Source organism: Novosphingobium sp. BF6, from assembly GCF_058273105.1.
This window is the reverse complement of sequence record NZ_CM177775.1, coordinates 89315-112620: the sequence shown is the minus strand read 5'-3', so window position 1 is coordinate 112620 and position 23306 is coordinate 89315. Positions and strand designations below refer to the sequence as shown.

Below are 23306 nucleotides of genomic sequence, written 5' to 3'. Positions count from 1 at the left end.
GCGCTCCATGACCGATTCGCTCACTCTCGAAGTCGCCGATTTCGAACACGATGTTCTCACCGGGATCTACTCGGAAGAGACCGGCAAGCCGCAGCCGCTGCGCTTTACCATTCAGGTCTCGATGAAGCCGATCGACCGCTACACGCCCGATACGCCGCTGACCGAGAGCAAGAACTATATGGACCTCAAGTTCGCGGCCAGTGATGCGCTGCCGCAGGGCGTCCATTTCAAGCTGATCGAGGCGGTGGCCGATCACGTCTGCGAGACGCTGTTCCTGCAGGACGCGCGGATTACGGCGGTGACGGTGAAGATCGTCAAGCTCGCCATCGCCGAGGCGGGCGAGAAGATCGGCATCACGCTCACCCGGCAGCGCCGCTGAGCCATGATCCTGCGCGTCGGACCTCTGGCGGACGATCCGCTCGATGCCGCCGCGCAGTTCCATGCCGACATCCTGCCGCAGGCGCGCGCGCTGTTGAGACAGGACGATGATCTGACGCTGGTGTTCGCGCCGGGCGGCCACGAGCACCATGGCTGGCGTCTGGCCGTGGTTCAGGCGCTCGCGCGAGACCATGCGCCGCGCCGCGTCAATGCCGTTGCAGGGGCGTCCGAGCAAGCCGTTGTCGCTGCCGCCGACTGGCTGACCCTGGCCCAAGGCATAACCGGCCAATACCTTCGGCTTGATGGGCAGGACGCGGGGAGCGTGCTATAGCGGCAGCAATGAGCACTGCATCGCCCCTCGTGGACCAGTTCCGGCGTCGCATCACCTACTTGCGGCTTTCGGTGACCGATCGGTGCGATCTGCGCTGTGCCTATTGCATGCCCGAACGCATGACCTTCCTGCCGAGGAAGGACGTGCTCACGCTGGACGAACTGCACCGGCTGTCGCTGGGCTTCATCGCGCGCGGCATTACCAAGCTGCGCCTCACCGGCGGGGAGCCGCTGGTCCGGCGGGACATGATCGAACTGGTCCGCGCGCTTGGCCGTAAGTTAGGTGATGGTCTCGAAGAACTAACTCTCACCACCAATGGCACCCGGCTTGCCGAATTTGCCGACGACCTGTTCGCCGCCGGAGTCCGGCGCATCAACGTCTCGCTCGATACGCTCGATCGCGGCCGCTTCGAGACGCTGGCCCGCCGCGATTCGCTGCCGCAGGTGCTGGACGGGCTGGCGGCGGCCAAGGCGGCGGGGCTGAAGGTCAAGATCAACACCGTCGCCCTGAAAGGCATCAACGAGAGCGAAATTCCCGAGATCGTCGCCTGGACCCATGCGCAGGGCTTCGATGCCACGCTGATCGAGGTCATGCCGCTGGGCGAAGTCGAGGAAGATCGCTTCGATCATTACCTGCCGCTCTCGGCGGTGCGCAAGGATCTCGAAAGGCGCTGGCAACTGACGCCGAGCGGGCATCGCACCGGCGGCCCCGCGCGCTACTTCGACGTGGCCGAGACCGGCGGCAGACTGGGCCTCATCACCCCGCTCACGCAGAACTTCTGCGAGGGCTGCAATCGTATCCGGGTGACGGCGACGGGGCGGCTCTATGCCTGCCTCGGCGGTGACGAGCAGGTGGACTTGCGCGCCGCTCTGCGTAGCGACGACCCTGAGGCGGCGCTCGACCGGGCGCTGGACACGGCGATGCGGATCAAGCCCGAACGCCACCATTTCGCCATCGACCGCGCCGGGGCGCAGCCTGCGCTGGCGCGCCACATGTCGATGACCGGCGGCTGATCCATGGCGCTCACTCTCGTTTTTCTGGGCAGGCTGGAAGACCTTGCCGGAGCGGGCTCGCGCGAAGTGGCGCTTGTCCCTTCGCTGGCGGCGGTCATCGCCGGGCTGGAGCCTGAGCTTGCCGAGGCCCTGCGCGGGCCGCGCATTCGTTATGCGGTGAACGGAACCCTCGTGCAGGGCGAGGCACCGCTTGCCGATGGCGATGAGATCGCGTTCCTCCCACCGGTTTCGGGAGGCTGAAGTGTCCGGCGACGCCCTGCTGCTCACCGAACCGTTCGACCCCGCCGAAGCCCTGCGGCGTTTTACCGTGGACCTGCCGCAAGCGGGCGGCATCGTCAGTTTTTTGGGGCAGGTGCGTGAGGGCGGCGGGGTGGAGGCGCTCGAACTCAGCCACTATGCGCCGCTGACCTTGCCGGCGATGCAGGAACTGGCCGGGCGCGTGCGCGAGCGCTGGTCGCTCGACGGGCTGCTGGTGATCCACCGCAGTGGCGTGATGGTGCCGGGCGAGCCGATCGTGCTGGTCGCCGCTGCCGCTCGGCATCGGCGCGACGCCTTTGCCGCCGCCGATTACGCGATGGACCATCTCAAGAGCGAATCGTGGTTCTGGAAGCGCGAGAAAGTCGCCGGGGAATGGCGCTGGATCGAGCCGCGCACCCAGGACATCGAGGATCTCGCCCGCTGGGCGTGAAAAGAAAAGGGCGCAGCCGGTATCCCCGGCCGCGCCCCTACCCTCAGTTCGGCGTATCCAGTTCGTTGCCGGTCAAGGTCACGACATGGAGCAGGTTAGTCGAACCCGGCACACCGAAGGGCACGCCTGCCAGCGCCACCAGACGGGTGCCCGCAGCGCCGAAGCCGTGGCGCAGCGCCATGCGCTTGCCCTTGGCGATCATCTCCTCGAAGCTGCCGATGTCCTTGGTGATGACATTGTGCGCGCCCCACAGCAGGGCGAGGCGGCGGGCGGTCTTCTGCGAGGGGGTGAGCACCAGCATTGGCGCGGCGGGCCGCTCGCGGGCGACGCGGCGGGCCGAGCCGCCCGAGCCGGTGAAGACGATGATGCCCTCGATCGGCAGAGTATCGGCAATCGTCGCGCAGGAGGCCGAGAGCGCGTCGGCGGTCGTGGCGTCGGGCGGGGTCTGGGTGAGGTGGATGCGCTCGCGGTAGGTGGAGTCGGTCTCCACTTTCACGGCGATGCGGTCCATGATCGTCACCGCTTCGACCGGCCACTGGCCTGCCGCCGTCTCGGCCGAGAGCATCACCGCGTCGGCGCCGTCATAGACGGCATTGGCAACGTCGGAGACCTCGGCGCGGGTCGGGGAGGGGCTGGTGATCATCGATTCCAGCATCTGCGTGGCGACCACGACCGGCTTGCCGATGGCGCGCGTCTTGGCGATGATGTGCTTCTGGATCGGCGGCACTTCCTCGGGCAGCAGTTCCACGCCGAGATCGCCACGCGCGACCATGATGCCGTCCGAGAGCTCGATGATCCCGTCGATGGCATCCACCGCGGCGGGCTTCTCGATCTTCGACATCAGCGCGCAGGCCCCGCCGATCAGGCGGCGGGCCTCGGCCACGTCCTCGGGACGCTGGACGAACGACAGGCCGATCCAGTCCGCGCCCTGCTCTACCGAGAAGGCGAGATCGCGGCGGTCCTTGTCGGTCAGCGCAGGCACTGGCACGATGGCGTCGGGCACGTTCACGCCCTTGCGGTCGGAAATGAAGCCGCCGACTTCGGCGGTGCAGAGGATCGAATCGGCTTCCGGCTTGATGACCACGAGGCGCAGCTTGCCGTCGTCGATCAGCAGGCGCTGGCCCTTCTGCAAGATGCCGAAGAGTTCCGGATGCGGCAGGCAGACGCGATTTTCGTCACCGGGCGCGGGATCGCGGTCGAGCGTGAAGTGGGCGCCGTGGCGGATGAAGACCTTGCCTTCCGCGAAAGTGCCGACGCGCAGCTTCGGGCCTTGCAGATCGCAGAGGATCGCGACCGGGCGCATCAGGTCCTTCTCGACCGCGCGGATGTTGGCGATGGTTTCGCGGTGGGTATCGTGGTCGCCGTGGCTCATGTTGACGCGGAAGGCGTCGGCCCCGGCCTTGAGCAGCTTGGCGATCGTCTCCTTGTCGCGACTGGCGGGGCCGAGCGTGGCGAGAATCTTCACCTTGCGCTGGCGCTTGATCCCGCGATGGTGCGGCGAACGGCGAAACGGAGGGGTGGTTGCCAAAATCTGTCTGCCTCTCTTTCGATATTTTGGAGTCGTATGGCAAAGGCATCATGACAAACCAAGGACGATTGGCAGAAATATGAACGAAAACGATCAGATCGATCAGCTTGACGACGCCGTGGCCGCCGCCGCGTTCCGCAGGCTCGTGCGTCACCTCCAGCACCGTCACGATGCGCAGAACATCGACCTCATGGGGCTGGCCGGTTTCTGCCGCAATTGCCTGGCCGACTGGATTCGCGATGCGGGCTTCGAAGGCGACAGGGCGGCTGCGCGCGAAGTGATCCACGGTATGCCGTTCGACGCATGGAAGCGGGCCTACCAGACCGAGGCGACGCCGGAACAGCTGGCGCGGATGGAGGAAAGCCTGAAGAAGAACGGCGACGGGCATTGAAGACCCGCTGCGAAGCTCGCGGGTATCAGGAACTCGCGAGCTTCATGATGACAAGTCCGGCGAGGATCAGTCCGGCGGCGGCGAGGCGCATGGCGCTGGCCGTCTCGCCCAGCACGACGATTCCGAACAGAAAAGCGCCCAGCGCGCCGATCCCGGTCCAGACCATGTAGGCAGTGCCCAGCGGCAGCACGCGCATCGACCAGGACAGCAGGCCGAAGCTGGCCAGCATCGCCAGGAGCGTGATGACGCTCGGCCAGAGCCGTGTGAAGCCTTCCGACTGCTTCATCGCCGAAGCCCAGACGACTTCAAACAGTCCGGCGATGACGAGAACGATCCAGGGTATGGCAGCAGGTGGGGCGGCAGGCATTCGGGGCAACCTTCTTCTTCAAGCGGGTTGCCGGGCCGTCCCGGTCTTGAAGCTCCGCCGCACTTCGATCCTGAGGCGGAGGCGGGAACGTGGTCGCCGCCGGAGCGTCATAGGCAAAGGGGGCGAAAGAGGCAATCCGGCGACTTTTCCCGTTCTACGCACAGGATTTCCACAGGCTGCCGCTTTGCCCGAATCCGGGACTGCCGCTATCAGCGCCCGCCATACCGATTCACACGATATTTTTCCGGAGCATTACCCGATGGCCGAAACCACCGACGATCGCCTGCGCCTGCTGATCGAGCGCGTCGAGCGCCTCGAAGAAGAAAAGAAGGGCATCTCGGACGACATCCGCGACGTCTACAACGAGGGCAAGGCGGTCGGCTACGACGTCAAGATCATGCGCCAGATCGTCCGCATCCGTAAGATGAAGCCGGACGACCGCCGCGAAATGGACATGCTGCTCGACACCTACAAGACCGCTCTCGGCATCGACTGAGGACGCGTTTCGGGAAATGCCTTTCGGGGCATTTCCCGGCGCCTGACTGCCCGTCACCGGGCGGTTGCCCTGGGGTGCCGCGCTGTTGTAAGGCGCCCTCCGCACTACTTGGCGCATATCATTCACCCGGACTCGCGAACCTGCGGCGCAGGCGCACGAGCGGAGCAAGAGCGGACCCATGGCAGGCCATTCCAAATTCAAGAACATCATGCACCGCAAGGGTGCACAGGATAAGAAGCGCTCGGCGCAGTTCAGCAAGCTCAGCCGCGAAATCACCGTGGCCGCCAAGATGGGCATGCCCGATCCCGACATGAACCCGCGCCTGCGCGCCGCCGTCAACGCGGCCAAGGCGCAGTCGATGCCCAAGGACAACATCCAGCGCGCCATCGACAAGGCGAGCAAGGGCGATGCCGAGAACTACGAGGAAGTGCGCTACGAGGGTTACGGCCCCGGCGGCGTCGCTCTCATCGTCGAGGCGCTGACCGACAACCGCAACCGCACCGCGACCAACGTGCGCACGGCGTTCTCCAAGAACGGCGGCAACCTAGGCGCCTCTGGCGCGGTCTCGCACGGGTTCGAGCGCCTCGGCCTGATCGAGTACCCCGCCAGCGTGGGTGACGAGGACAAGGTCCTCGAAGCTGCCATCGAAGCCGGTGCCGACGATGTCGAGAGCGACATGGGCGACGGCGACGAGAACCCCGGTAGCCACCAGATCTGGGTTTCGGTCGATTCGCTGCACGAAGTTGCCCGCGAGCTGGAAAAGGTTCTTGGCGAAGCCGAGGGCGTGAAGCTGGCGTGGAAGCCCAACCTCAGCGTCGATGTCGATGCCGACACCGCCGGCACGCTGATGAAGCTGGTCGATACTCTCGAAGACGACGACGACGTCCAGACCGTCTGGGGCAACTACGAGATCTCCGACGAAGTTATGGCCAAGCTCGGCTGAGCTGAAGCCATGATCATCATCGGGCTCGATCCGGGCCTGACCTGCACGGGCTGGGGCATTGTCGCCAAGAGCGGCAGCCGCCTCAGCCACGTCGCCAACGGGCAGATCCGCACTGATGCCAAGGCCGGAATGGCCGAGCGTCTGGTCGAGCTTGACGCGGCGCTGACCGACGTGATCCTCCTCCATCGCCCCGATGCGGGCGCGGTGGAGGAAGTCTTCGTCAACGTGAACCCGCAATCGACCCTGAAGCTCGGGCAGGCGCGCGGCGTCGCCATGCTGTCGATCGCGCGGGCCGGGCTGCCGGTGGCGGAATATTCCACCAAGGTCATCAAGAAGGCGCTGGTCGGCACCGGCGGCGCCGACAAGAAGCAGATTCAGCACATGCTCAAGGTGCTGCTGCCCGGCGTGAAGCTGGCGGGCGAGGATGCTTCGGATGCACTGGCTGTCGCCATTACCCATGCGAACATGCTGGGAAGCCATCGCTGATCGTTTTCGCGGATCAACAGGCCCGCGCCTAACGGGGCTGGCGCGGTGCAATTGTTCCTGCCATAGGAACAAACCATGATCGCCAAGCTTACAGGTCTGCTCGACGACACCGGCCCCGACTGGGCGATCATCGACGTGAACGGCGTCGGTTATCTCGTCCATTGTTCGGCGCGCACGCTCGACCATCTCGGCATCCGGGGGGACAAGGTCGTCGTCCATACCGAGATGCAGGTTTCCGAGACCGACCAGCGCCTGATCGGCTTCACCAGCGGGGCGGAGCGCAACTGGTTCCGCCTGCTGACGGCGGTGCAGGGCGTCGGTTCGAAAGTCGCGCTGGCGATCCTTTCGGCGCTAACCACCGAGGAATTGCAGCGCGCCTGCGCTGGCGGCGACAGCGCCATGGTCGCGCGCGCCAACGGCGTCGGGCCGAAGCTGGCCAGCCGTATCGTCAACGAACTCAAGGACAAGGCGGGCGGCATGCCGACCGTGCCGGGAGCGCCCGGCCTCGGAGCGGTGGCGGCGCCCGCCGGTTTCTCCAGCGCCGATGCCGTCTCCGCGCTCCAGAACCTCGGCTTCAAGCCCGCGGTCGCCACCATGGCGGTGGGCAAAGCGGTGGAAGAACTGGGCGAGGATGCGGGTCTGAACGACCTTGTCCGCGTGGCGCTGAAGAAGGCCGCGGGATGAATTTCGCTTTCACCCAAACACAACGTCATCCTGAACTCGTTTCAGGGTCCATTTCTCGTCAGACGCCGAGCCGATGACCGATAACCCTATCCTCACCTCCACCCGCCAGCCGGAGGACGCCGATGCGGCGCTGCGCCCCAAGACGCTGGCCGAATTCGTCGGGCAGGCGGCGGCGAAGGACAATCTTCGCGTGTTCATCGAAAGCGCCAAGTCGCGGCGCGAGGCGATGGATCATACGCTGTTCTTCGGCCCTCCCGGCCTCGGCAAGACCACGCTGGCGCAGATCGTCGCACGTGAGCTTGGCGTGGGTTTCCGCGCCACCAGCGGGCCGGTGATCGCCAAGGCGGGCGACCTTGCGGCGCTGCTGACCAACCTCGAACACGGCGACGTGCTGTTCATCGACGAGATTCACCGCCTCAATCCGGTGGTCGAGGAAGTGCTCTATCCGGCAATGGAGGACCGCGCGCTGGACCTCATCATCGGCGAAGGCCCTTCGGCGCGCTCGGTGCGGATCGATTTGCCGCCATTCACGCTGGTCGGTGCGACGACGCGGCAGGGCCTGCTCCAGACCCCGCTGCGCGACCGTTTCGGCATTCCCGTGCGGCTTCAGTTCTACACCGTGGAGGAGCTGGAAAAGGTCGTCACGCGCGGTGCCGGGCTGCTCGGTATCGGTATGGACAAGGGCGGAGCGACCGAGATCGCCCGCCGCGCGCGCGGTACTCCGCGCGTCGCGGGGCGCCTGATGCGCCGCGTGCGCGACTTTGCTCATGTCGCGGGCAGCGATGTCATCACTCGCGAGATCGCCGACGATGCCCTGACGCGGCTGGAAGTCGATTCCATCGGTCTCGACGCGCAGGACCGGCGTTACCTCAAGATGATCGCCGGGATCTACAAGGGCGGCCCCGTGGGCGTGGAGACGCTGGCCGCCGGTCTTTCCGAACCGCGCGATACGATCGAGGAAGTGATCGAACCCTACCTGATCCAGCTCGGCCTGATCGCCCGCACGGCACGGGGGCGTTGCCTCAACGATCACGGCTGGCAACACCTCGGCATGACACCGCCGAACGGCGGTCCCCAGGGCGGACTTTTCGATTCGGACGGCGACTGAACGGGCGTGATTTTCGCGCAACAAACTGTCGGGCGCGTTTACAGATGGCCCGCCCGATAGTCCCGCTTCGGTACAGCTTGTGTTTGCCCTTCGAAAACCGGCGTTTTTTCTGCGTCGGAGCTGTCGAATTCCGGGAAAAGCCATTGTTCCTTTAACCGCTCTCTGCGTTTGTTCGATTCAAGTCGGCTCCGATGTTTCCAACCGGGAATTGGCCGAGCAGAACGAAGAGAGAGACGATCATGTCGGTTCGGATGGCCCTCGCTAAATTGTCTGCCTGTGCAGCCGGCTGCGCCATCATCGGCGGCGGCGCGGTCCATGTCGCCGAGACGCAGAACACGACGGTCGAATACCGCAAGGTCAAGGTGGCCAAAGTCGCCAAGCCGGTGCGCCCGGCCAAGCGGCTGATCCCCAAGGATCCGCCGCGTGAGGTAAAGCGCGCGCGCCGCATCATCCAGCGTCCCGACGTCCCGCAGACGGCCTATGTGCCGCTGCCGCCCGCCTATGTCCCGCCTGCACCGGCCCCGGTCTATGCCGGTGGCGGCGGCGGTGCGCCGGCGGTGATCGGCGGGGGCGGCGGTGGTTTCGGCGGTTTCGGCGGGGGCTTCTTCGGAGGGTTCTTCGGCGGCGGCGGTTCGGGCGGCGGCAATGTCATCATTTCCTCGACGTCCAGCGGCGGCTCCACCTCGTCCTCGACCGGCGGGCTGACCACCACGGGCGGATCGACCTCCACGTCCAGCTCCACGGGCGGTCTGACGACGACCACCACCGGTGGTTCCACCTCGACTTCCAGTTCGACGGGCGGCCTGACCACCACGACGAGCACGGGCGGCATCACCTCGACGACGACGTCCTCCAGCTCGGGCGACGTTTCGACGAGCACGAGTTCGTCGAGTTCCACTTCGTCCTCTTCCTCGACCTCGTCGAGCACCTCCTCGTCGAGTTCGACATCATCCTCGACGTCGAGTTCCTCCTCGACTTCGACATCCTCGGGCGGGGGGCATCCGCCGCCGACCGATCCGCCGACCGACGTTCCGGCGCCGCCGATGCTGATCCTGTTCGGCGCCGCGGCTGCGGCGGTGGTCGGTCGCCAGCGGCTGGCCCGCAAGAAGTCCGTCTAGGCACGCACCAGCCCGCGGGCCGCGCATGGCGGCCGGGCTGGAGAAAGGGGTGAGCGTCGGGGGGCGCTCACCCCTTTTTCGTTTGTGACTGCAAAAGGCCTCATTTTCGTCGGCCCCGCGCAAGGAAAAACCCCGCCCCGCGCTAGGCGGGACGGGGTCTTCGTTAGCCGTTACGGCTGGTCGCTCAGGCGGCCAGCTTGCGCAGCACGTACTGCAGGATGCCGCCGTTGTTGAAGTATTCCACTTCGTTGGCGGTATCGATGCGGCACAGCGCGGTGAAGGTGAAGGTCGAACCGTCCGGACGGGTCACTTCGACTTCCACGTCCTGGCGCGGCTTGAGGCTGGCGACGCCCTTGATCGTGAAGGCGTCGTCGCCGGTCAGGCCCAGGGTCTGGCGGGTGTCGCCATCCTTGAACTGCAGCGGCAGCACGCCCATGCCGACCAGGTTCGAACGGTGGATACGCTCGAAGCTCTCGACGATCACGGCGCGGACGCCGAGCAGGTTGGTGCCCTTGGCCGCCCAGTCGCGCGACGAACCGGTACCGTATTCCTTGCCGGCCACGACCACCATCGGCGTGCCTTCGGCCTTGTACTTCTGCGCGACGTCGTAGACCGGCAGAACCTCTTCACCGAAGCGGCTCATGCCGCCTTCGATGCCGGGGACCATTTCGTTGCGGATGCGGATGTTGGCGAAAGTGCCGCGCATCATGACTTCGTGGTGACCACGGCGCGAACCGTAGGAGTTGAAGTCCGCCTTGGCGACCTGATGCTCCATCAGCCACTGGCCCGCCGGGCTGTCGGCCTTGATCGAACCGGCCGGCGAGATGTGGTCGGTGGTAATCGAATCGCCGAGGATCAGCAGGGGCTTCGCCTCGATGATGTCGTTCACCGGCGCCGGGGTCATTTCCAGGCCTTCGAAGTACGGCGGGTTGGCGACATAAGTCGAACCGGCGCGCCACGAGTAGGTTTCCGAACCGGTGACGTTGATCGCCTGCCAGTGCTTGTCGCCCTTGTAGACGTCGGCATAGCGGGCCTGGAACATCGGGCGGTCCATGCAGGTGGCCATGGTTTCGGCCACTTCGTTGTTGGTCGGCCAGATGTCCTTGAGGAACACGTCGTTGCCGTCCTTGCTGACGCCGATCGGGGTGGTGGTGAAGTCTTCCACCACGGTGCCCTTCAGAGCGTAGGCAACGACCAGCGGCGGCGAGGCCAGGAAGTTGGCGCGCACGTCCGGCGAGACGCGGCCTTCGAAGTTGCGGTTGCCCGAGATGACGGCGCTGGCGACCAGGCCGTTCTCGTTGATCGCCTTCGAGATCGGTTCCGCGAGCGGGCCCGAGTTGCCGATGCAGGTGGTGCAGCCGTAACCGACGAGGTTGAAGCCGATGTTGTCGAGGTGCGACTGCAGACCGGCCTTGTTCAGGTAGTCGGTGACGACCTGCGAACCGGGGGCGAGCGAGGTCTTGACCCAGGGCTTGGGCTTCAGGCCCAGCTCGTCGGCCTTCTTGGCGACGAGACCGGCAGCAACCAGCACGCTCGGGTTCGAGGTGTTGGTGCAGCTGGTGATGGCGGCGATCATGACGTCGCCGTCACCGATGTCGAAGTCCTTGCCTTCGACGGGGACGCGCTGGGCCGACTTCTTGTAGGTCTCGGCCATGTCCTTGTTGAACACGTCGTCGACGTCGGGAAGGGCAACCCAGTCCTGCGGACGCTTCGGGCCGGCGAGCGACGGCACGACGGTCGAGATGTCGAGTTCGAGGGTCGACGAGAAGATCGGATCGGCAGCGCCGGCTTCCATCCAGAAGCCCTGTTCCTTGGCATAGGCTTCGACGAGGGCGATCTGCTCTTCTTCACGGCCGGTGAGGCGCAGGTAGTCGAGCGTCTTGTCGTCGATGCCGAAGAAGCCGCAGGTGGCGCCGTATTCGGGAGCCATGTTGGCCAGCGTCGCACGGTCGGCCAGCGACAGCGAGGCAAGGCCGGGGCCGAAATATTCGACGAAGCGGCCGACCACGCCGTGCTTGCGCAGCATCGAGGTGCAGGTGAGCACGAGGTCGGTAGCGGTGACGCCTTCCTTCAGTTCGCCGGTGAACTTGAAGCCGACGACTTCGGGGATCAGCATCGAAACCGGCTGGCCGAGCATCGCGGCTTCCGCCTCGATGCCGCCGACGCCCCAGCCCAGCACGCCCAGGCCGTTGACCATGGTGGTGTGGCTGTCGGTGCCGACGCAAGTGTCGGGATAGGCAACCAGTTCACCGTTCTGGTCCTCGCTGGTCCACACCGACTTGGCGATGTTTTCCAGGTTCACCTGGTGGCAGATGCCGGTGCCCGGGGGAACCGCGTAGAAGTTGGCGAGCGACTTGGAGCCCCACTTGAGGAAGTCGTAACGCTCCATGTTGCGCTGGTATTCGATCTCCACGTTCTCTTCGAACGCCTTGGGGTGACCGAATTCGTCGACCATGACCGAGTGGTCGATGACGAGGTTCACGGGGACCAGCGGGTTGATCTTGCTGGTGTCGCCGCCGAGCTTGGCGATCGCGTCGCGCATCGCGGCAAGGTCGACCACGCAGGGCACGCCGGTGAAGTCCTGAAGCAGAACGCGCGCCGGGCGGTACTGGATTTCCTCACCGGTGGTGGGGTTCTTCTGCCAATCGACCACCGCCTGGACGTGGTCGGTCGAGACGGTGAAGCCGCCGTCTTCGAAGCGCAGCAGGTTTTCCAGCAGCACCTTCATCGAGAAAGGCAGGCGGCTGATGTCGCCGAGCTTCTCGGAAGCCTTCTTGAGGGAGTAGTAGGCGACGTTCTTGCCGCCGACGGTCATGGTGCTGCGGGTACCGAGCGTATCCTGTCCGACCTGGGTCATTTTGGGTATTATCCCCTTCTGTATGAGCCTGAAACGAAGGAAGCGCGGCTATTCCGAAACCGTCTAGCCCTGGTCCCGGAAATTATCGCCGTGCTGCATCGCGACAAGCGGATTCTTCGGCCCCGCCGATGCGCGCTCGCGGGCCTCAGGTCAAGGGGGGCATGCGTGGTGACTAGGACTCGGCTTTTGCGTTTCTTGCACCGGCCCAGCAGCCGATAACGATCAGTATCGCGCCAGCAACAGTGGCGAGATCGAGCCGCTCGGCGAACATCAGCCAGCCCAGCAGCGCGGCCCAGAGGAAGCCGGTATATTCGATCGGCAGCAGCACCTGGGTCTCGGCGCGGGCATAGCCCCAGGACAGGAACAGCAGGGCGGCGGTCGCCAGTGCCGCGCCGGCGAGGATCAGCAGCAGGCTGCCGCGATCCGGCATGACCGCGAGCCATGGCGAAAAAGCCAGGAAAATCAGCGTGACCAGCAGGTTCTGGAACTGCGCGATCTCGACCGGGCGGGCCAGCAGCGCCTGCTTGCGCTGGAGCACGAGATTGATCGCATAGAATACCGCGGAGAGCAGGACGGCCGCGGTGCCCTCGATCGCCTGTTCCGAATAGGCGCCCGATCCGAAGCGTCCGGCGGCGATCACCAGCACGCCGAGAATGCCGAGCAGCGAGGCGGCGACGGCGCGGGGGCGGATCGTTTCACCCAGCAGGAGCGCCGCGAAATAAAGCGCGATGATCGGGGAGATGAAGGAAATCGCGATTCCCTCGGCCATAGGAATTCGTACGAGGCCATAGAAAAACAGCGCGGCCATGGCCGAAGTGATCGCCGCGCGCAGGGCATGGACCTTGAGCACGGCGCGCGAGGGCACCGGGCGGCCCGCCATGAGCCAGAGCGGCAGCGTCAGCAGCGTGCCGAAGAGATTGCGAAGCAGCAGCGCCGTATAGACGCCCACTGCGAGTCCGGCGCCCTTGATCGTCGCATCCATGGCGCTGAACGTCGCGATCCCGGCCACCACCGCGAGGATCGGCAGCATCGCTGGGGAAGAGTCCGTTTGGGGGGCGGCAGCAGTGCTCATCAGGCCATGGCTCTCGCCGTCCGCGCCTGCCCGTGCAAGCGGGAATGCGGGCAATTCATCGCAGGGACAGGCGAAATCCTTGAAACAGGCGCTATATGGGGGCAAAGCGGGGCATCACCGGCAGCCGATTTTCCGCGGCTGCGTTTCCTCCCGGAACGAATTCCAGGCACTGCGGTGCATTACCAAGGGCAGGTCCAGACTAAGATGGCAGGTTTCATGAGGTTCGGTTGCAGCATGCTGGCGGTCGTGGCAGCAACAGGTCTCGCGGCGCAGCCGGTTCTCGCCCAGAAGACGGACGCGACGAAAACCGAGGCTGCGAAGAAGGCTAAGACGGTGTCCACGCCGACGTCGATCTTGCCGGCAACGCCGACGGCGCAGGCTTCTTCCAAGCCCGCTTCGAAGCCTGCCCAAACCTCTGGGCGTCCCGCCGTTCAGCCCGTGGTCCAGCCCAGTGCCGTGCCGACCGCCATTCCCACGGTCTCGAAGCCGGTCGTGCAGGATGTCCTGCTGGCCGAGCCGGTGATGTCGTGGTCGGTGGCCGATGCCAAGGCGCTGCTCGGCACGATCGAATATATCGGCAAGGAAGGCCTGATCCCGGGCGACTATCAGCCTGCGGCCCTGCGCGCCGCCATCGCCAAGGGCGAGGGCGACGAACTCGACGCGTTGGCGAGCCGCCTGTTCGGCTGGCTGATCGAGGACCTTCGCGACGGCCGCACGCCGATGAAGGCGCGCGTGCAGTGGTTCGCGGTCGATCCCGACCAGGACCTCAATCCCACCGCGCAGATCATGGCGCAGGCCCTGTCCGAGCACGACGTGGCGGGCGTGGTCGCCAGGCTGGCGCCGACCAATCCGGACTATGCCGCGCTCAAGGCCGATCTCAATGCCACGCCGATGGCGAACAAGGCCCGCCGCGCGCTGATCCAGGCCAATATGGACCGCTGGCGCTGGCTCGCCCGCGACCTCGGCGACGTTTATCTGATGACCAACATTCCCGAATTCCAGCTGCGCCTGGTGGTCCGGAACAAGATCATCCGCAGCTACAAGACCGTGGTTGGCAAGCCCGGCCGCACGGCAACGCCGCAGCTCGCCGAAACGGTCAGCGCCGTGGTGTTCAACCCGACCTGGACGGTGCCGCAGTCGATCGTGAAGGGCGAAGGTCTCGGCGCCAAGGTTCTGAGCAACCCCGGCTGGGCCAAGTCGGCGGGTTACAAGGCGACCAAGAACGCCGACGGCACGATCACCGTCGTCCAGCAGCCGGGCGCGACGAACTCGCTCGGCCTGATGAAGATCGACATGCCCAACCCCCACGCGATCTATCTGCACGACACCCCGTCCAAGCAGTATTTCAACTCGGACGTGCGCGCGTTCAGCCACGGCTGCATCCGCACCGAGCGCGCGGTGGAACTGGGCATGACCATGGCGATCCTTGGCGCGCAGAAGACCGCCGCCGACGCTGCCGACATCTCGCGCTCGGGCAAGTACACCAAGGTCGAGATGACCCGGACTTTCCCGGTCTACCTGACCTATTTCACCTATGCCCGCTCGATCGACGGCCAGCTCAAGCCGTTCAACGACCTCTACGAGCGCGACAAGCCGGTGCTCGACAGCTTCGCCGCCCCGCGCCAGCTCAAGACCACCCAGCGCGCGAGCGAGGAAGAGATCATCAAGCTCGACAATCCGCTCTAAATTCCTGTCTCGGCCCCGGTTAACGCGAGAGCGATTGCCGGGGCCTTGCCTCATGAGCCGGGGGCGGCCAGCAAGGCTAACGATGCCAGCAAGGCTGACGATGGTAGCCGAGGAAACCCGATCATGAGCGAGAACACCGACCGCATCGGCGCGGCTACCGCGCGGATCGTCGAACTCGAAGCCGAACTCGAAGCCTCGGGCACCACCACGCGTGCCGAAGCCGAACTGGCGCGGGTGAAGGCTCTGTTGCATGACTGGGTGGAAAGCGTCGTTGCGGTCGTGGCGACGCCGGGCGTGGGTCGTGCGGTGCTGATCCACGACAACGGCACGGAATCGCGCATCGCCTCGCCCGAACTGCCGTTCCGGCTGGCCGTGCCGGTTTCCTTCGAGCGCCGCGAAGGCTAACATTCCGCTCGGCGGGAGAGCAGGAATGGTCTGGGATCTGCGGCGAGCGCTGTTGCGCAAGGAGGAGTTCGAATCAGGACGGCTCACCGATTTCGAATTTCGCGAGACCGTCCGTACGCTCAAGCTGATGGCACGGGCTTTCGATGTCGACGAAGCGGCAGTGCTGGAAGCTCTGGTCGAACACGGTTTCGAGGCGGCGCTGCACGGTTTCGCGGACAGGCTGGGCGATGAAACGCGTGAGGCGGTATGCCTGCGACTGCGCAAGGAGGCACGGCAGATGCTGATCCGGGAGCGCGGCGATCCGACGCCCTATCGGCTGGGCTAGAGCATTTTCCAATCGGGTGGAATTACTCGACGGCTCGGAAAACACGACAAATCAAAAGGCGGGATAAGATTATCCGATGCGATCGGATCGGAAACTGCTCTAGGCCGGAAATCGGCGCCGCAATCGCACCAGCGTCTCGTCAAGGCTGGAGAGGAAGCGCGAACGGTCCGTCTTGCTGAACGGCGGCGGACCTCCCACGACATCGCCGCCTGCCCTGAGGTCGGCCATGATCGCCCGCGTGGCGATGGCGCCGCCGATCGAGGCCATGGTGAACGGCTTGCCGTTCGGCGCCACGACTTCGGCCCCAAGCTTGAGGCAGCGGTCGGCCAGGAGGATGTCGGCGGTGATGACGACACTGCCGGGCGCGGTGTTTTCGGCGATCCAGTCGTCGGCGGCATCGAAGGCGTCGCTTACCAGTTTGCGCGAGACCAGCGGCGACTGCGGGACGCGGATCGGGCTGTTGCTCACGACCACCACCGGCACCTTGTAGCGCGCGGCGACCTTGTAGGTTTCGTCCTTCACCGGGCAGGCGTCGGCATCGATCAATATGCGTATCATGCTGTACTCAGTGCTGCCGCAGGACGTTCAGGAACGCCTCGCCATAGGCTTCCAGCTTGCGGGTGCCGACGCCGCCGATCTCGCCCAGTTCCTCCAGCGATGAGGGACGAGCGGCGGCCATTTCGCGCAAGGTGGCGTCGTGGAATACGACATAGGGCGGCACGCCGGCCTCCTGCGCGAGGTCGCGGCGCAGGGCGCGCAGGGCGTCGAACAGCGGATCGCCGACCGGATTGGCGCCGCCGTCCGCCGCGCCTTTGCCCCGGCGCTTCTTCTCGCGCTTGGGCGGCACGACGATCAGCACCGAGGCCTCGCCCTTGAGGATTTCGCGGGCGTCGCCGCCGAGCGACAGGCCGCCGTGCTCGGTCGGCAAGAGGCTGCCGCGGGCCTGGAGCGCGCGGGCGAGCGGTTTCAGCAAAGGCTGTTCATCGGCGGTGAGGATGCCGAACACGGAGAGCTGGTCGTGCCCGCGTTGCAGCACGCGGTCGTCGCTGGTGCCGGTCAGCACTTTTTCGAGATGACCGAGGCCGTAGCTCTGGCCGGTGCGATAGACGGTGGAGAGCAGCTTGCGGGCCAGTTCGGTGACGTCGATCACCCCTGCCGGTTCGAGGCAGTTGTCGCAATTGCCGCAGGAGGGGGCGGGTGTTTCGCCGAAGTGGCGCAGCAGCACGGCGCGGCGACATTCGGCGGTCTCGACCAGACCGGCCAGCGAATCGAGGCGTTGGCGTTCGCTTTGCAGGCGGTGCGGCTCGATCTCGGAAAGGCGCTGGCGGGCGCGGGCGAAATCGTCGGCACCCCAGAACATCACCGCCACCGACGGATCGCCGTCGCGCCCGGCGCGGCCGGTTTCCTGGTAATAGGCCTCGATCGACTTGGGAATACCGGCGTGGGCGACGAAGCGCACGTCCGGCTTGTCGATGCCCATGCCGAAGGCGACCGTGGCCACCATCACCATGTCTTCCGAGGCGACGAAGGCCGCCTGGTTGCGGGCGCGCACTTCGGGATCGAGCCCGGCGTGATAGGGCAGTACCCGCCGTCCGGTGGCCGAGGCGAGCGTTTCCGCCAGTTGCTCGACGCGGGCGCGGGTGGGGGCGTAGACGATGCCGGGGCCGGGGTTCTCGTCCATCACCGCCTTGATCTGGCGCATCGCACTGTCGCGCGGGCGGATGGTGTAGCGGATGTTGGGACGGTCGAACCCGGCGACGATCAGCCCTTCGTCGGGAATGCCGAGCTGAGCGAGGATGTCGCTGCGGGTGTGGCGGTCCGCCGTTGCGGTGAGGGCGAGGCGCGGGACTTCGGGGAAGGCATCGAGAAGCGGCCGCAGCAGCCGGTAATCGGGCCGGAAGTCGTGACCCCATTCGGAAACGCAGTGGGCTTCGTCGATGGCGAAGAGGGCGACGCGCGACTGTTCCAGCAGCTCGCGGAAATGCGGCTGGCTGGCGCGTTCGGGAGCGATGTAGAGCAAGTCCAGGTCGCCCGCGCGGAAACGGTCCATGGTCTGGCCGCGATCGGCATCGGCGCTGGTGAGCGTGGCGGCACGGATGCCGTTGGCGGTGGCCGAGCGTAGCTGGTCGTGCATCAGCGCGATCAGCGGCGAGACGACCACGCAAGTCCCCTCCAGCATGACCGCCGGAAGCTGATAGGTCAGCGACTTACCCGCGCCGGTCGGCATGATCGCCAGGGTTGAGCGGCCCGAAAGTGCGCGGGTGACGACCTGCTCCTGCACCCCGCGAAAGGCGTTGAATCCGAACGTGGCGTGGAGCGCTTCGTGAGCGTCAGGCAGGAGATCGTCGGAAAGCACGGCGCGCTTATGGCAGAACGGAGACGGGTCTGAAAACCGCTGAACCGATGATTTCCTCCGTTTCCGCCCCAATCGCTTGCGGTTTGGCCGCGCAGGTAGTCGAAATGGCGGAAACAAGAAGAGTGTGGAGAGCGATATGGCAAGCGTGGGGGTGGTGACGGGCGCGAGTTCCGGGATAGGACTGGAGACGGCAAGGGCTTTGGCGCAGCAGGGCTTTCGGGTGATCGGCGTCGGCCGCGATCCGGCGCGCTGTGCGGCGGCTGAAGCGGATCTTGCTGCCGAGGGCGGTGACGTTGAGATGCTGCGCGCCGATCTTTCCCTGCTCGCCGAGGTGGACCGGCTGGCGGAGAAGATCGCCGGAAAGGTCGATCGGATCGACGTGCTGGTCAACAATGCGGGCGGCATGGCGCGCGAGCAGACGCTGACCGCCGAAGGCTTCGAGGCCAATTACGCGGCCAACTTCGTCGGGCCTTTCGCGCTGACGGCGCGCCTGTTGCCCCTGCTGCGCAAGGCGGCGGCGGATGCGCCGGAAGGCAGCGTCAGAATCGTCAATACCGCCTCGGACGGCAGCGAGATGATCCCCCGCATCGATCTTGCCGATTTGCAGAACCTCGGCAACTGGAACCCCGGTGCGGCCTATTGCAGCGGCAAGCTGGCCAACGTCCTTCATGCCCGCGCGCTGGCATCCCGGCTGGCGGCGGACGGGATCGTCGCCCATTCGGTCCATCCCGGCACCGTCGGCAGCAACTTCTTTTCGCATACGCCGGACAGCGTGCAGGCGGCCTATGGCGATGCGCCCAAGCTCACACCGCAGCAGGGTGCGGAGACCGTGATCTGGCTGGCGACGGCCGGGGAGCCGGGCCGATCGAGCGGCGGTTACTGGTTCGCGCGGGCGCCGCGAAAGCCCAACCCTCTCGTGGAGGATCGGGCTTTCGTCGAGGCGTTCTGGCAGGCGGCGGAAAAACTGGCCGGGCGGGCCGGCATCTAGACCTCGCTGCCCAGCCGGGCGAGGCGCGGCTTGACGATGGGCACGGTCAGCATCGTGCTCATCACCGCCATCAGCAGCAGGGCGGTGAACGTCTCAGGCGTGATGATCTTCTTGTCGAGCAGGACGTTGACGAAGATGATCATGATTAGCGCCTTGGTCTGGAGCATCCAGCCGATCACGTTCGCCTCGCCCTTCTTCCAGCCGAGCAGCTTTCCGGCGAGGTGAATGCCCGCGAGCTTGCCGGAAACGGAGGCGATCAGGAACAGGAGCGCGGCGCCGAATACCATGGCCCCGCCCATTCCCCAGTTGGTGCGCAGGCCGGTGCTGAGGAAGAACACCGGCATCACCGTGAGCAGCAGGAACTCGCGGAAGCCGTCGAGCTTCTCGCGGGTGAACCAGCGGGCGTCTAGCACCACTCCGGCCAGGAAGGCGCCGACCATGAAGTGCAGGCCCGACCAGTCTGCCGCAAAGCCGACGAGCGCCAGCCAGATCAGTGCCACGTACCAGCGGTCCTGCTCGCCGAGCCGTTTGAACAGGGCGCGGATGGCGAACGAGGCCACTGCAAAGGCGGCGAGGAACAGGCCCTGGCGGCCGACGCGCTCCCAGTCGACGAGGATCAATGCGAGCACGCCCCAGATCGCGATATCGTCGAGGCTGGCGTAGCGCAGCAGGCGCTGGCCGAGCGGTTCGCGGAACACGCCGAGCTTTTCCATCAGCAGGACCAGGATCGGCAGGGCCGTGACCGCGCAGGCCATGCCGATGCCGAGTACGGCCTGCGGATAGCTGCCTTCCGGACCGATCCATCCCGGCGTGCGCAGCAGCAGGGCGGCGGCCACGGCGCCGAATGCCAGCGGTGTCAGCAGCGCGCAGGCGGCCGTCAGCGTCGTTTCGGCGCGGTGCTTCCAGGCGTCGGAGAGGTCGAGTTCGACCCCGGCGACGAAGACGAACATCATCACCGCCCACCACGCCACGCCGTTCAGCGCGGTCATGACTTGGGGGTTGAAGACGAAGGCATGGAACTGCGGCGCGGCATGGCCGAGCACGCCGGGGCCGAGCAGGATGCCGCCGATGATCTGCACGACGACCAGCGGCGCCCAGTGCTCGGTGCGCAGCAGCCGCCACACGAGATAAGGCGCCGCGAGGATGATCGTCAGCGCAATCAGGTAGATTTCGGTCGTCCCCATCGGGTGCCCCGCCCCCATTCGTTATGTTCGTTGGACGCAGGAATGCCTTGCCCGATGGCGTTGGGCAATCGGGGGTGAAAGGTTTTTCCGGGAGTTTTCCGGATTGTAATCGAATGGGATGTTGGGGAAACGAGTCACATTCGTAACGCCCCCGCGGTTGCGTGGGCGACACGAGATGGTTGTCGTTTCGCGTCGTTTCCGCTCGCGATCAGTCGAGGTTGGGTCGCAGCCAGCGTTCGGCTTCGGCGAGGTCCACGTCGCGGCGCTCGGCATAGTCCTCCAGCTGGTCGCGGCCGATGCGTGCCACGCCGAAGTACTGGCTTTCCGGGTGGCCGAAGTAGAAGCCCGAGACGGCGGCCGTGGGCAACATGGCCTGGCTTTCGGTCAGGGTGATCCCGGCATTGTCCGAGGCCTTGAGCAGGTCGAACAGGATCGGCTTCAGCGAGTGGTCCGGGCAGGCCGGATAGCCGGGAGCAGGGCGGATGCCGCGATATTCCTCGCGGATCAGGGCGACATTGGTGAACTGCTCGTCCGGCGCATAGCCCCACAGTTTCGTGCGGACATGCTGGTGCAGGCGCTCGGCGAAGGCTTCGGCGAAGCGGTCGGCCAGGGCTTTGAGCAGGATGTCCGAATAGTCGTCATGCGCGGCCTGGAAGCGTTCGAGGTGCGGCTCGATGCCGTGGATGCCCACGGCGAAGCCGCCCAGCCAGTCGCCGGCCGGATCGACGAAGTCGGACAGGCAGAAGTTGGCGCGACCACGGCTTTTCTTGACCTGCTGGCGCAGGAACGGCAGCTGGACGAAGTCCGGGCCTTCGTGGACGCCCTGCTGGATGGCGTCGTAGACCACCTGTGGGTCCATCGCGCCGGTGCCCACGATCACGTCGTCACCCTTGGCCGCAGCGGGCCAGAAGGCGCAGACGCCCTTTGCGGTCAGCCACTTCTCCTCGACGATCTTCGCAAGCATCGCCTTGGCATCGGCGAAGAGGCTGCGGGCGCTTTCGCCCACCACTTCGTCGTCGAGGATGGCGGGGTAGTTGCCCGCGAGTTCCCAGGCGCGGAAGAACGGAGTCCAGTCGAAGGTCTCGACCAGTTCCTCGAGGTCCCAGTCCGCGAAGACATGGAGACCGGGCTGGAGCGGGGCGCCGGGCTTTTGCGCGAAGTCGGGCGCGAAGGCATTGGCGCGGGCGTCGGCGATGCCGAGCAGCTCGCTCTGGCCCTTGCCCTCGCGGGCAACCCGGACCTTCTCATATTCGTTCGCCACCGAGGCGACGAAAGGCTCGGCCTGGGTGTCGGACAGCAGCTGCGAGGCGACGCCGACCGCGCGGCTGGCGTCGAGCACATGGACGACCGGTCCCTTGTAAGCCGGATCGATGCGGAGGGCGGTGTGGACCTTGGAGGTGGTGGCGCCGCCGATCAGCAGCGGGATGGTCATCTCCGCGCGCTGCATTTCCTCGGCCACGGTCACCATCTCGTCCAGCGAAGGGGTGATGAGGCCGGAGAGGCCGATGATGTCGGCATCGTTCTCGTTCGCGGATTCGAGGATTTTCGACCACGGCACCATGACGCCGAGGTCGATCACTTCGTAGCCGTTGCACTGGAGCACGACGCCGACGATGTTCTTGCCGATGTCATGGACGTCGCCCTTGACGGTGGCCATGATGATGCGGCCCTTGGCCTTGGCGCCTGCGTCCTTTTCCGCCTCGATGAAGGGAATCAGGTGGGCGACGGCCTTCTTCATCACGCGCGCGGACTTCACGACCTGGGGCAGGAACATCTTGCCCGAGCCGAACAGGTCGCCGACCACGTTCATGCCGCCCATCAGCGGACCTTCGATCACTTCGATGGGACGTCCGCCGCGCGCCTGGATCGCGGCGCGGGCTTCCTCGGTATCCTCGACCACATAGGCATCGATGCCGCGCACCAGCGCATGTTCGATGCGCTTCACCACGTCCCAGCCGCGCCATTCCTCGGCGGCCTTCTCGGCGACGGTGTCCTTGCCCTTGAAGCTCTCGGCGAGCTCGATCAGGCGTTCGGTGGAGGTCTTGCCGTCCTCGCCGACGCCGGGGCGGCGCATCATGATGACGTCTTCGCAGGCCTCGCGCAGGGCGGGGTCGATCTGGTCGTAGACGTCGAGCTGGCCGGCATTGACGATCGCCATGTCCAGCCCGGCGGGGATCGCGTGGTAGAGGAACACCGAATGCATCGCCCGGCGCACCGTCTCGTTGCCGCGGAACGAGAACGAAAGATTGGAGAGGCCGCCCGAGAAGTGGACGTGCGGGCAGGCCTTGCGGATTTCCACCACCGCCTCGATGAAGTCCAGCCCGTAGCGGTCGTGCTCCTCGATGCCGGTGGCGACCGCGAAGACGTTGGGGTCGAAGATGATGTCCTCGGGCGGGAAGCCGATGCCGGTCAGCAGCTGGTAGGCGCGCGAGCAGATCTCGATCTTGCGTTCGCGGGTGTCGGCCTGGCCGGTCTCGTCGAAGGCCATGACGACCACGGCGGCGCCGTATTCCATGCACTTGCGTGCCTGGGCCAGGAACGGCTCGACGCCTTCCTTCATCGAGATCGAGTTGACGATCGGCTTGCCCGAAACGCACTTTAGCCCCGCTTCGATGACTTCCCACTTGGACGAGTCGATCATCACCGGCACGCGGGCGATGTCCGGTTCGGCGGTGATCAGCTTGAGATAGGTTGTCATCGCGTGGACGGCGTCGAGCAGGCCTTCGTCCATGTTGACGTCGATCACCTGCGCGCCGTTCTCCACCTGCTGGCGGGCGACTTCGATGGCGGCGGGATAGTCGCCCGCCATGACGAGCTTCTTGAACTTCGCCGAGCCGGTGACGTTGGTGCGCTCGCCGATATTGACGAAACGGGCGCCGGAATGAATCGAGGTCATGGTCTG

24 protein-coding genes are annotated in these 23306 nt (G+C 65.8%); 16 read left to right on the top strand and 8 right to left on the bottom strand.

Annotated features, from left to right (window positions below):
• Nucleotides 1-7 precede the first annotated feature (7 nt).
• Genes AC4D6D_RS00585 through AC4D6D_RS00565 form a run of 5 tightly spaced genes read left to right on the top strand, consistent with a single transcriptional unit; the run spans nucleotide 8 to nucleotide 2410 of the window.
• Nucleotides 8-379 carry a dihydroneopterin aldolase gene (locus tag AC4D6D_RS00585; protein ID WP_491326075.1) on the top strand — a complete coding sequence of 124 codons (372 nt, stop codon included), beginning with the start codon at nucleotides 8-10 and terminating at the stop codon, nucleotides 377-379.
• Between the two features lie 3 nt (nucleotides 380-382).
• Nucleotides 383-709, top strand: a complete 327-nt coding sequence (locus AC4D6D_RS00580; RefSeq protein WP_491326074.1) for a Rossmann fold domain-containing protein — start codon at nucleotides 383-385, stop codon at nucleotides 707-709.
• A gap of 8 nt (nucleotides 710-717) precedes the next feature.
• A complete protein-coding gene (moaA, locus tag AC4D6D_RS00575) occupies nucleotides 718-1722 on the top strand; it encodes a GTP 3',8-cyclase MoaA (protein ID WP_491326073.1) in 1005 nt (334 codons plus the stop codon).
• A gap of 3 nt (nucleotides 1723-1725) precedes the next feature.
• Entirely contained in the window at nucleotides 1726-1962 is a 237-nt protein-coding gene (locus tag AC4D6D_RS00570) for a MoaD/ThiS family protein (protein WP_491326072.1), read from the top strand.
• Nucleotides 1919-2410 carry a molybdenum cofactor biosynthesis protein MoaE gene (locus tag AC4D6D_RS00565; RefSeq protein ID WP_491326071.1) on the top strand — a complete coding sequence of 164 codons (492 nt, stop codon included), beginning with the start codon at nucleotides 1919-1921 and terminating at the stop codon, nucleotides 2408-2410. Before AC4D6D_RS00570 ends, AC4D6D_RS00565 begins: the two co-directional genes overlap by 44 nt.
• Before the next feature lie 43 nt (nucleotides 2411-2453).
• Here AC4D6D_RS00565 and pyk read toward each other — a convergent pair whose 3' ends face one another.
• Nucleotides 2454-3938, bottom strand: a complete 1485-nt coding sequence (gene pyk / locus AC4D6D_RS00560) for a pyruvate kinase (RefSeq protein ID WP_491326070.1) — start codon at nucleotides 3936-3938, stop codon at nucleotides 2454-2456.
• 79 nt (nucleotides 3939-4017) lie between these two features.
• Here pyk and AC4D6D_RS00555 point away from each other — a divergent pair, with 79 nt between their 5' ends.
• Entirely contained in the window at nucleotides 4018-4329 is a 312-nt protein-coding gene (locus tag AC4D6D_RS00555) for a DUF1244 domain-containing protein (protein WP_147220697.1), read from the top strand.
• A 25-nt stretch (nucleotides 4330-4354) separates the two neighbouring features.
• Here the strand turns inward: AC4D6D_RS00555 and sugE are convergent, their stop codons facing one another.
• On the bottom strand, nucleotides 4355-4672 hold the full coding sequence (sugE, locus tag AC4D6D_RS00550) for a quaternary ammonium compound efflux SMR transporter SugE (protein ID WP_147220744.1): 318 nt from the start codon (nucleotides 4670-4672) through the stop codon (nucleotides 4355-4357).
• A gap of 283 nt (nucleotides 4673-4955) precedes the next feature.
• Between sugE and AC4D6D_RS00545 the strand changes: the two genes are divergently transcribed.
• The 6 genes from AC4D6D_RS00545 (at nucleotide 4956) to AC4D6D_RS00520 (ending at nucleotide 9531) form a co-directional block, all read left to right on the top strand.
• Nucleotides 4956-5192: a DUF2312 domain-containing protein gene (locus AC4D6D_RS00545; RefSeq protein ID WP_021232392.1), complete on the top strand. Its 237-nt coding sequence runs from the start codon at nucleotides 4956-4958 to the stop codon at nucleotides 5190-5192.
• 178 nt (nucleotides 5193-5370) lie between these two features.
• A complete protein-coding gene (locus tag AC4D6D_RS00540; protein WP_334181564.1) occupies nucleotides 5371-6135 on the top strand; it encodes a YebC/PmpR family DNA-binding transcriptional regulator in 765 nt (254 codons plus the stop codon).
• 9 nt (nucleotides 6136-6144) lie between these two features.
• Nucleotides 6145-6621 carry a crossover junction endodeoxyribonuclease RuvC gene (gene ruvC / locus AC4D6D_RS00535; RefSeq protein WP_147220699.1) on the top strand — a complete coding sequence of 159 codons (477 nt, stop codon included), beginning with the start codon at nucleotides 6145-6147 and terminating at the stop codon, nucleotides 6619-6621.
• 75 nt (nucleotides 6622-6696) lie between these two features.
• A complete protein-coding gene (ruvA, locus tag AC4D6D_RS00530; protein ID WP_491326069.1) occupies nucleotides 6697-7305 on the top strand; it encodes a Holliday junction branch migration protein RuvA in 609 nt (202 codons plus the stop codon).
• A 73-nt stretch (nucleotides 7306-7378) separates the two neighbouring features.
• Nucleotides 7379-8413 (top strand): Holliday junction branch migration DNA helicase RuvB, encoded by a 1035-nt coding sequence (gene ruvB / locus AC4D6D_RS00525; RefSeq protein WP_147220701.1) that lies wholly within the window; start codon nucleotides 7379-7381, stop codon nucleotides 8411-8413.
• Between the two features lie 266 nt (nucleotides 8414-8679).
• Nucleotides 8680-9531, top strand: a complete 852-nt coding sequence (locus AC4D6D_RS00520) for a PEP-CTERM sorting domain-containing protein (protein ID WP_491326068.1) — start codon at nucleotides 8680-8682, stop codon at nucleotides 9529-9531.
• A gap of 184 nt (nucleotides 9532-9715) precedes the next feature.
• Here the strand turns inward: AC4D6D_RS00520 and acnA are convergent, their stop codons facing one another.
• Nucleotides 9716-12388, bottom strand: a complete 2673-nt coding sequence (gene acnA / locus AC4D6D_RS00515; protein ID WP_491326067.1) for an aconitate hydratase AcnA — start codon at nucleotides 12386-12388, stop codon at nucleotides 9716-9718.
• Nucleotides 12389-12560: 172 nt separating this feature from the next.
• Nucleotides 12561-13460: a DMT family transporter gene (locus AC4D6D_RS00510; RefSeq protein ID WP_491326066.1), complete on the bottom strand. Its 900-nt coding sequence runs from the start codon at nucleotides 13458-13460 to the stop codon at nucleotides 12561-12563.
• Nucleotides 13461-13676: 216 nt separating this feature from the next.
• On the opposite strand from AC4D6D_RS00510, the gene AC4D6D_RS00505 reads away from it, so the two are divergent.
• From AC4D6D_RS00505 to AC4D6D_RS00495, 3 genes are all read left to right on the top strand, one after another.
• Entirely contained in the window at nucleotides 13677-15146 is a 1470-nt protein-coding gene (locus AC4D6D_RS00505; protein WP_491326065.1) for a L,D-transpeptidase family protein, read from the top strand.
• A 123-nt stretch (nucleotides 15147-15269) separates the two neighbouring features.
• Nucleotides 15270-15551 carry a hypothetical protein gene (locus tag AC4D6D_RS00500; RefSeq protein ID WP_147220706.1) on the top strand — a complete coding sequence of 94 codons (282 nt, stop codon included), beginning with the start codon at nucleotides 15270-15272 and terminating at the stop codon, nucleotides 15549-15551.
• A gap of 25 nt (nucleotides 15552-15576) precedes the next feature.
• Complete coding sequence (locus AC4D6D_RS00495) at nucleotides 15577-15876, top strand: hypothetical protein (RefSeq protein WP_147220707.1); 300 nt, start codon at nucleotides 15577-15579, stop codon at nucleotides 15874-15876.
• A 99-nt stretch (nucleotides 15877-15975) separates the two neighbouring features.
• On the opposite strand, the gene AC4D6D_RS00490 is transcribed toward AC4D6D_RS00495, so the two are convergent.
• Nucleotides 15976-16434 (bottom strand): YaiI/YqxD family protein, encoded by a 459-nt coding sequence (locus AC4D6D_RS00490; protein WP_491326064.1) that lies wholly within the window; start codon nucleotides 16432-16434, stop codon nucleotides 15976-15978.
• A gap of 7 nt (nucleotides 16435-16441) precedes the next feature.
• On the bottom strand, nucleotides 16442-18232 hold the full coding sequence (gene recQ / locus AC4D6D_RS00485) for a DNA helicase RecQ (protein WP_491326063.1): 1791 nt from the start codon (nucleotides 18230-18232) through the stop codon (nucleotides 16442-16444).
• A 136-nt stretch (nucleotides 18233-18368) separates the two neighbouring features.
• On the opposite strand from recQ, the gene AC4D6D_RS00480 reads away from it, so the two are divergent.
• Entirely contained in the window at nucleotides 18369-19220 is an 852-nt protein-coding gene (locus AC4D6D_RS00480; protein ID WP_491326062.1) for an SDR family NAD(P)-dependent oxidoreductase, read from the top strand.
• Here the strand turns inward: AC4D6D_RS00480 and AC4D6D_RS00475 are convergent.
• Nucleotides 19217-20404, bottom strand: coding sequence for a cation:proton antiporter (locus tag AC4D6D_RS00475; protein ID WP_491326061.1), 1188 nt, complete (start codon nucleotides 20402-20404; stop codon nucleotides 19217-19219). The two genes, AC4D6D_RS00480 and AC4D6D_RS00475, sit on opposite strands and share 4 nt — an antisense overlap.
• 208 nt (nucleotides 20405-20612) lie before the next feature.
• The gene (gene metH, locus AC4D6D_RS00470; protein ID WP_491326060.1) at nucleotides 20613-23300 is read right to left on the bottom strand and encodes a methionine synthase; all 2688 of its coding nucleotides are present in this window, start codon (nucleotides 23298-23300) and stop codon (nucleotides 20613-20615) included.
• Between the last annotated feature and the right edge of the window lie 6 nt (nucleotides 23301-23306).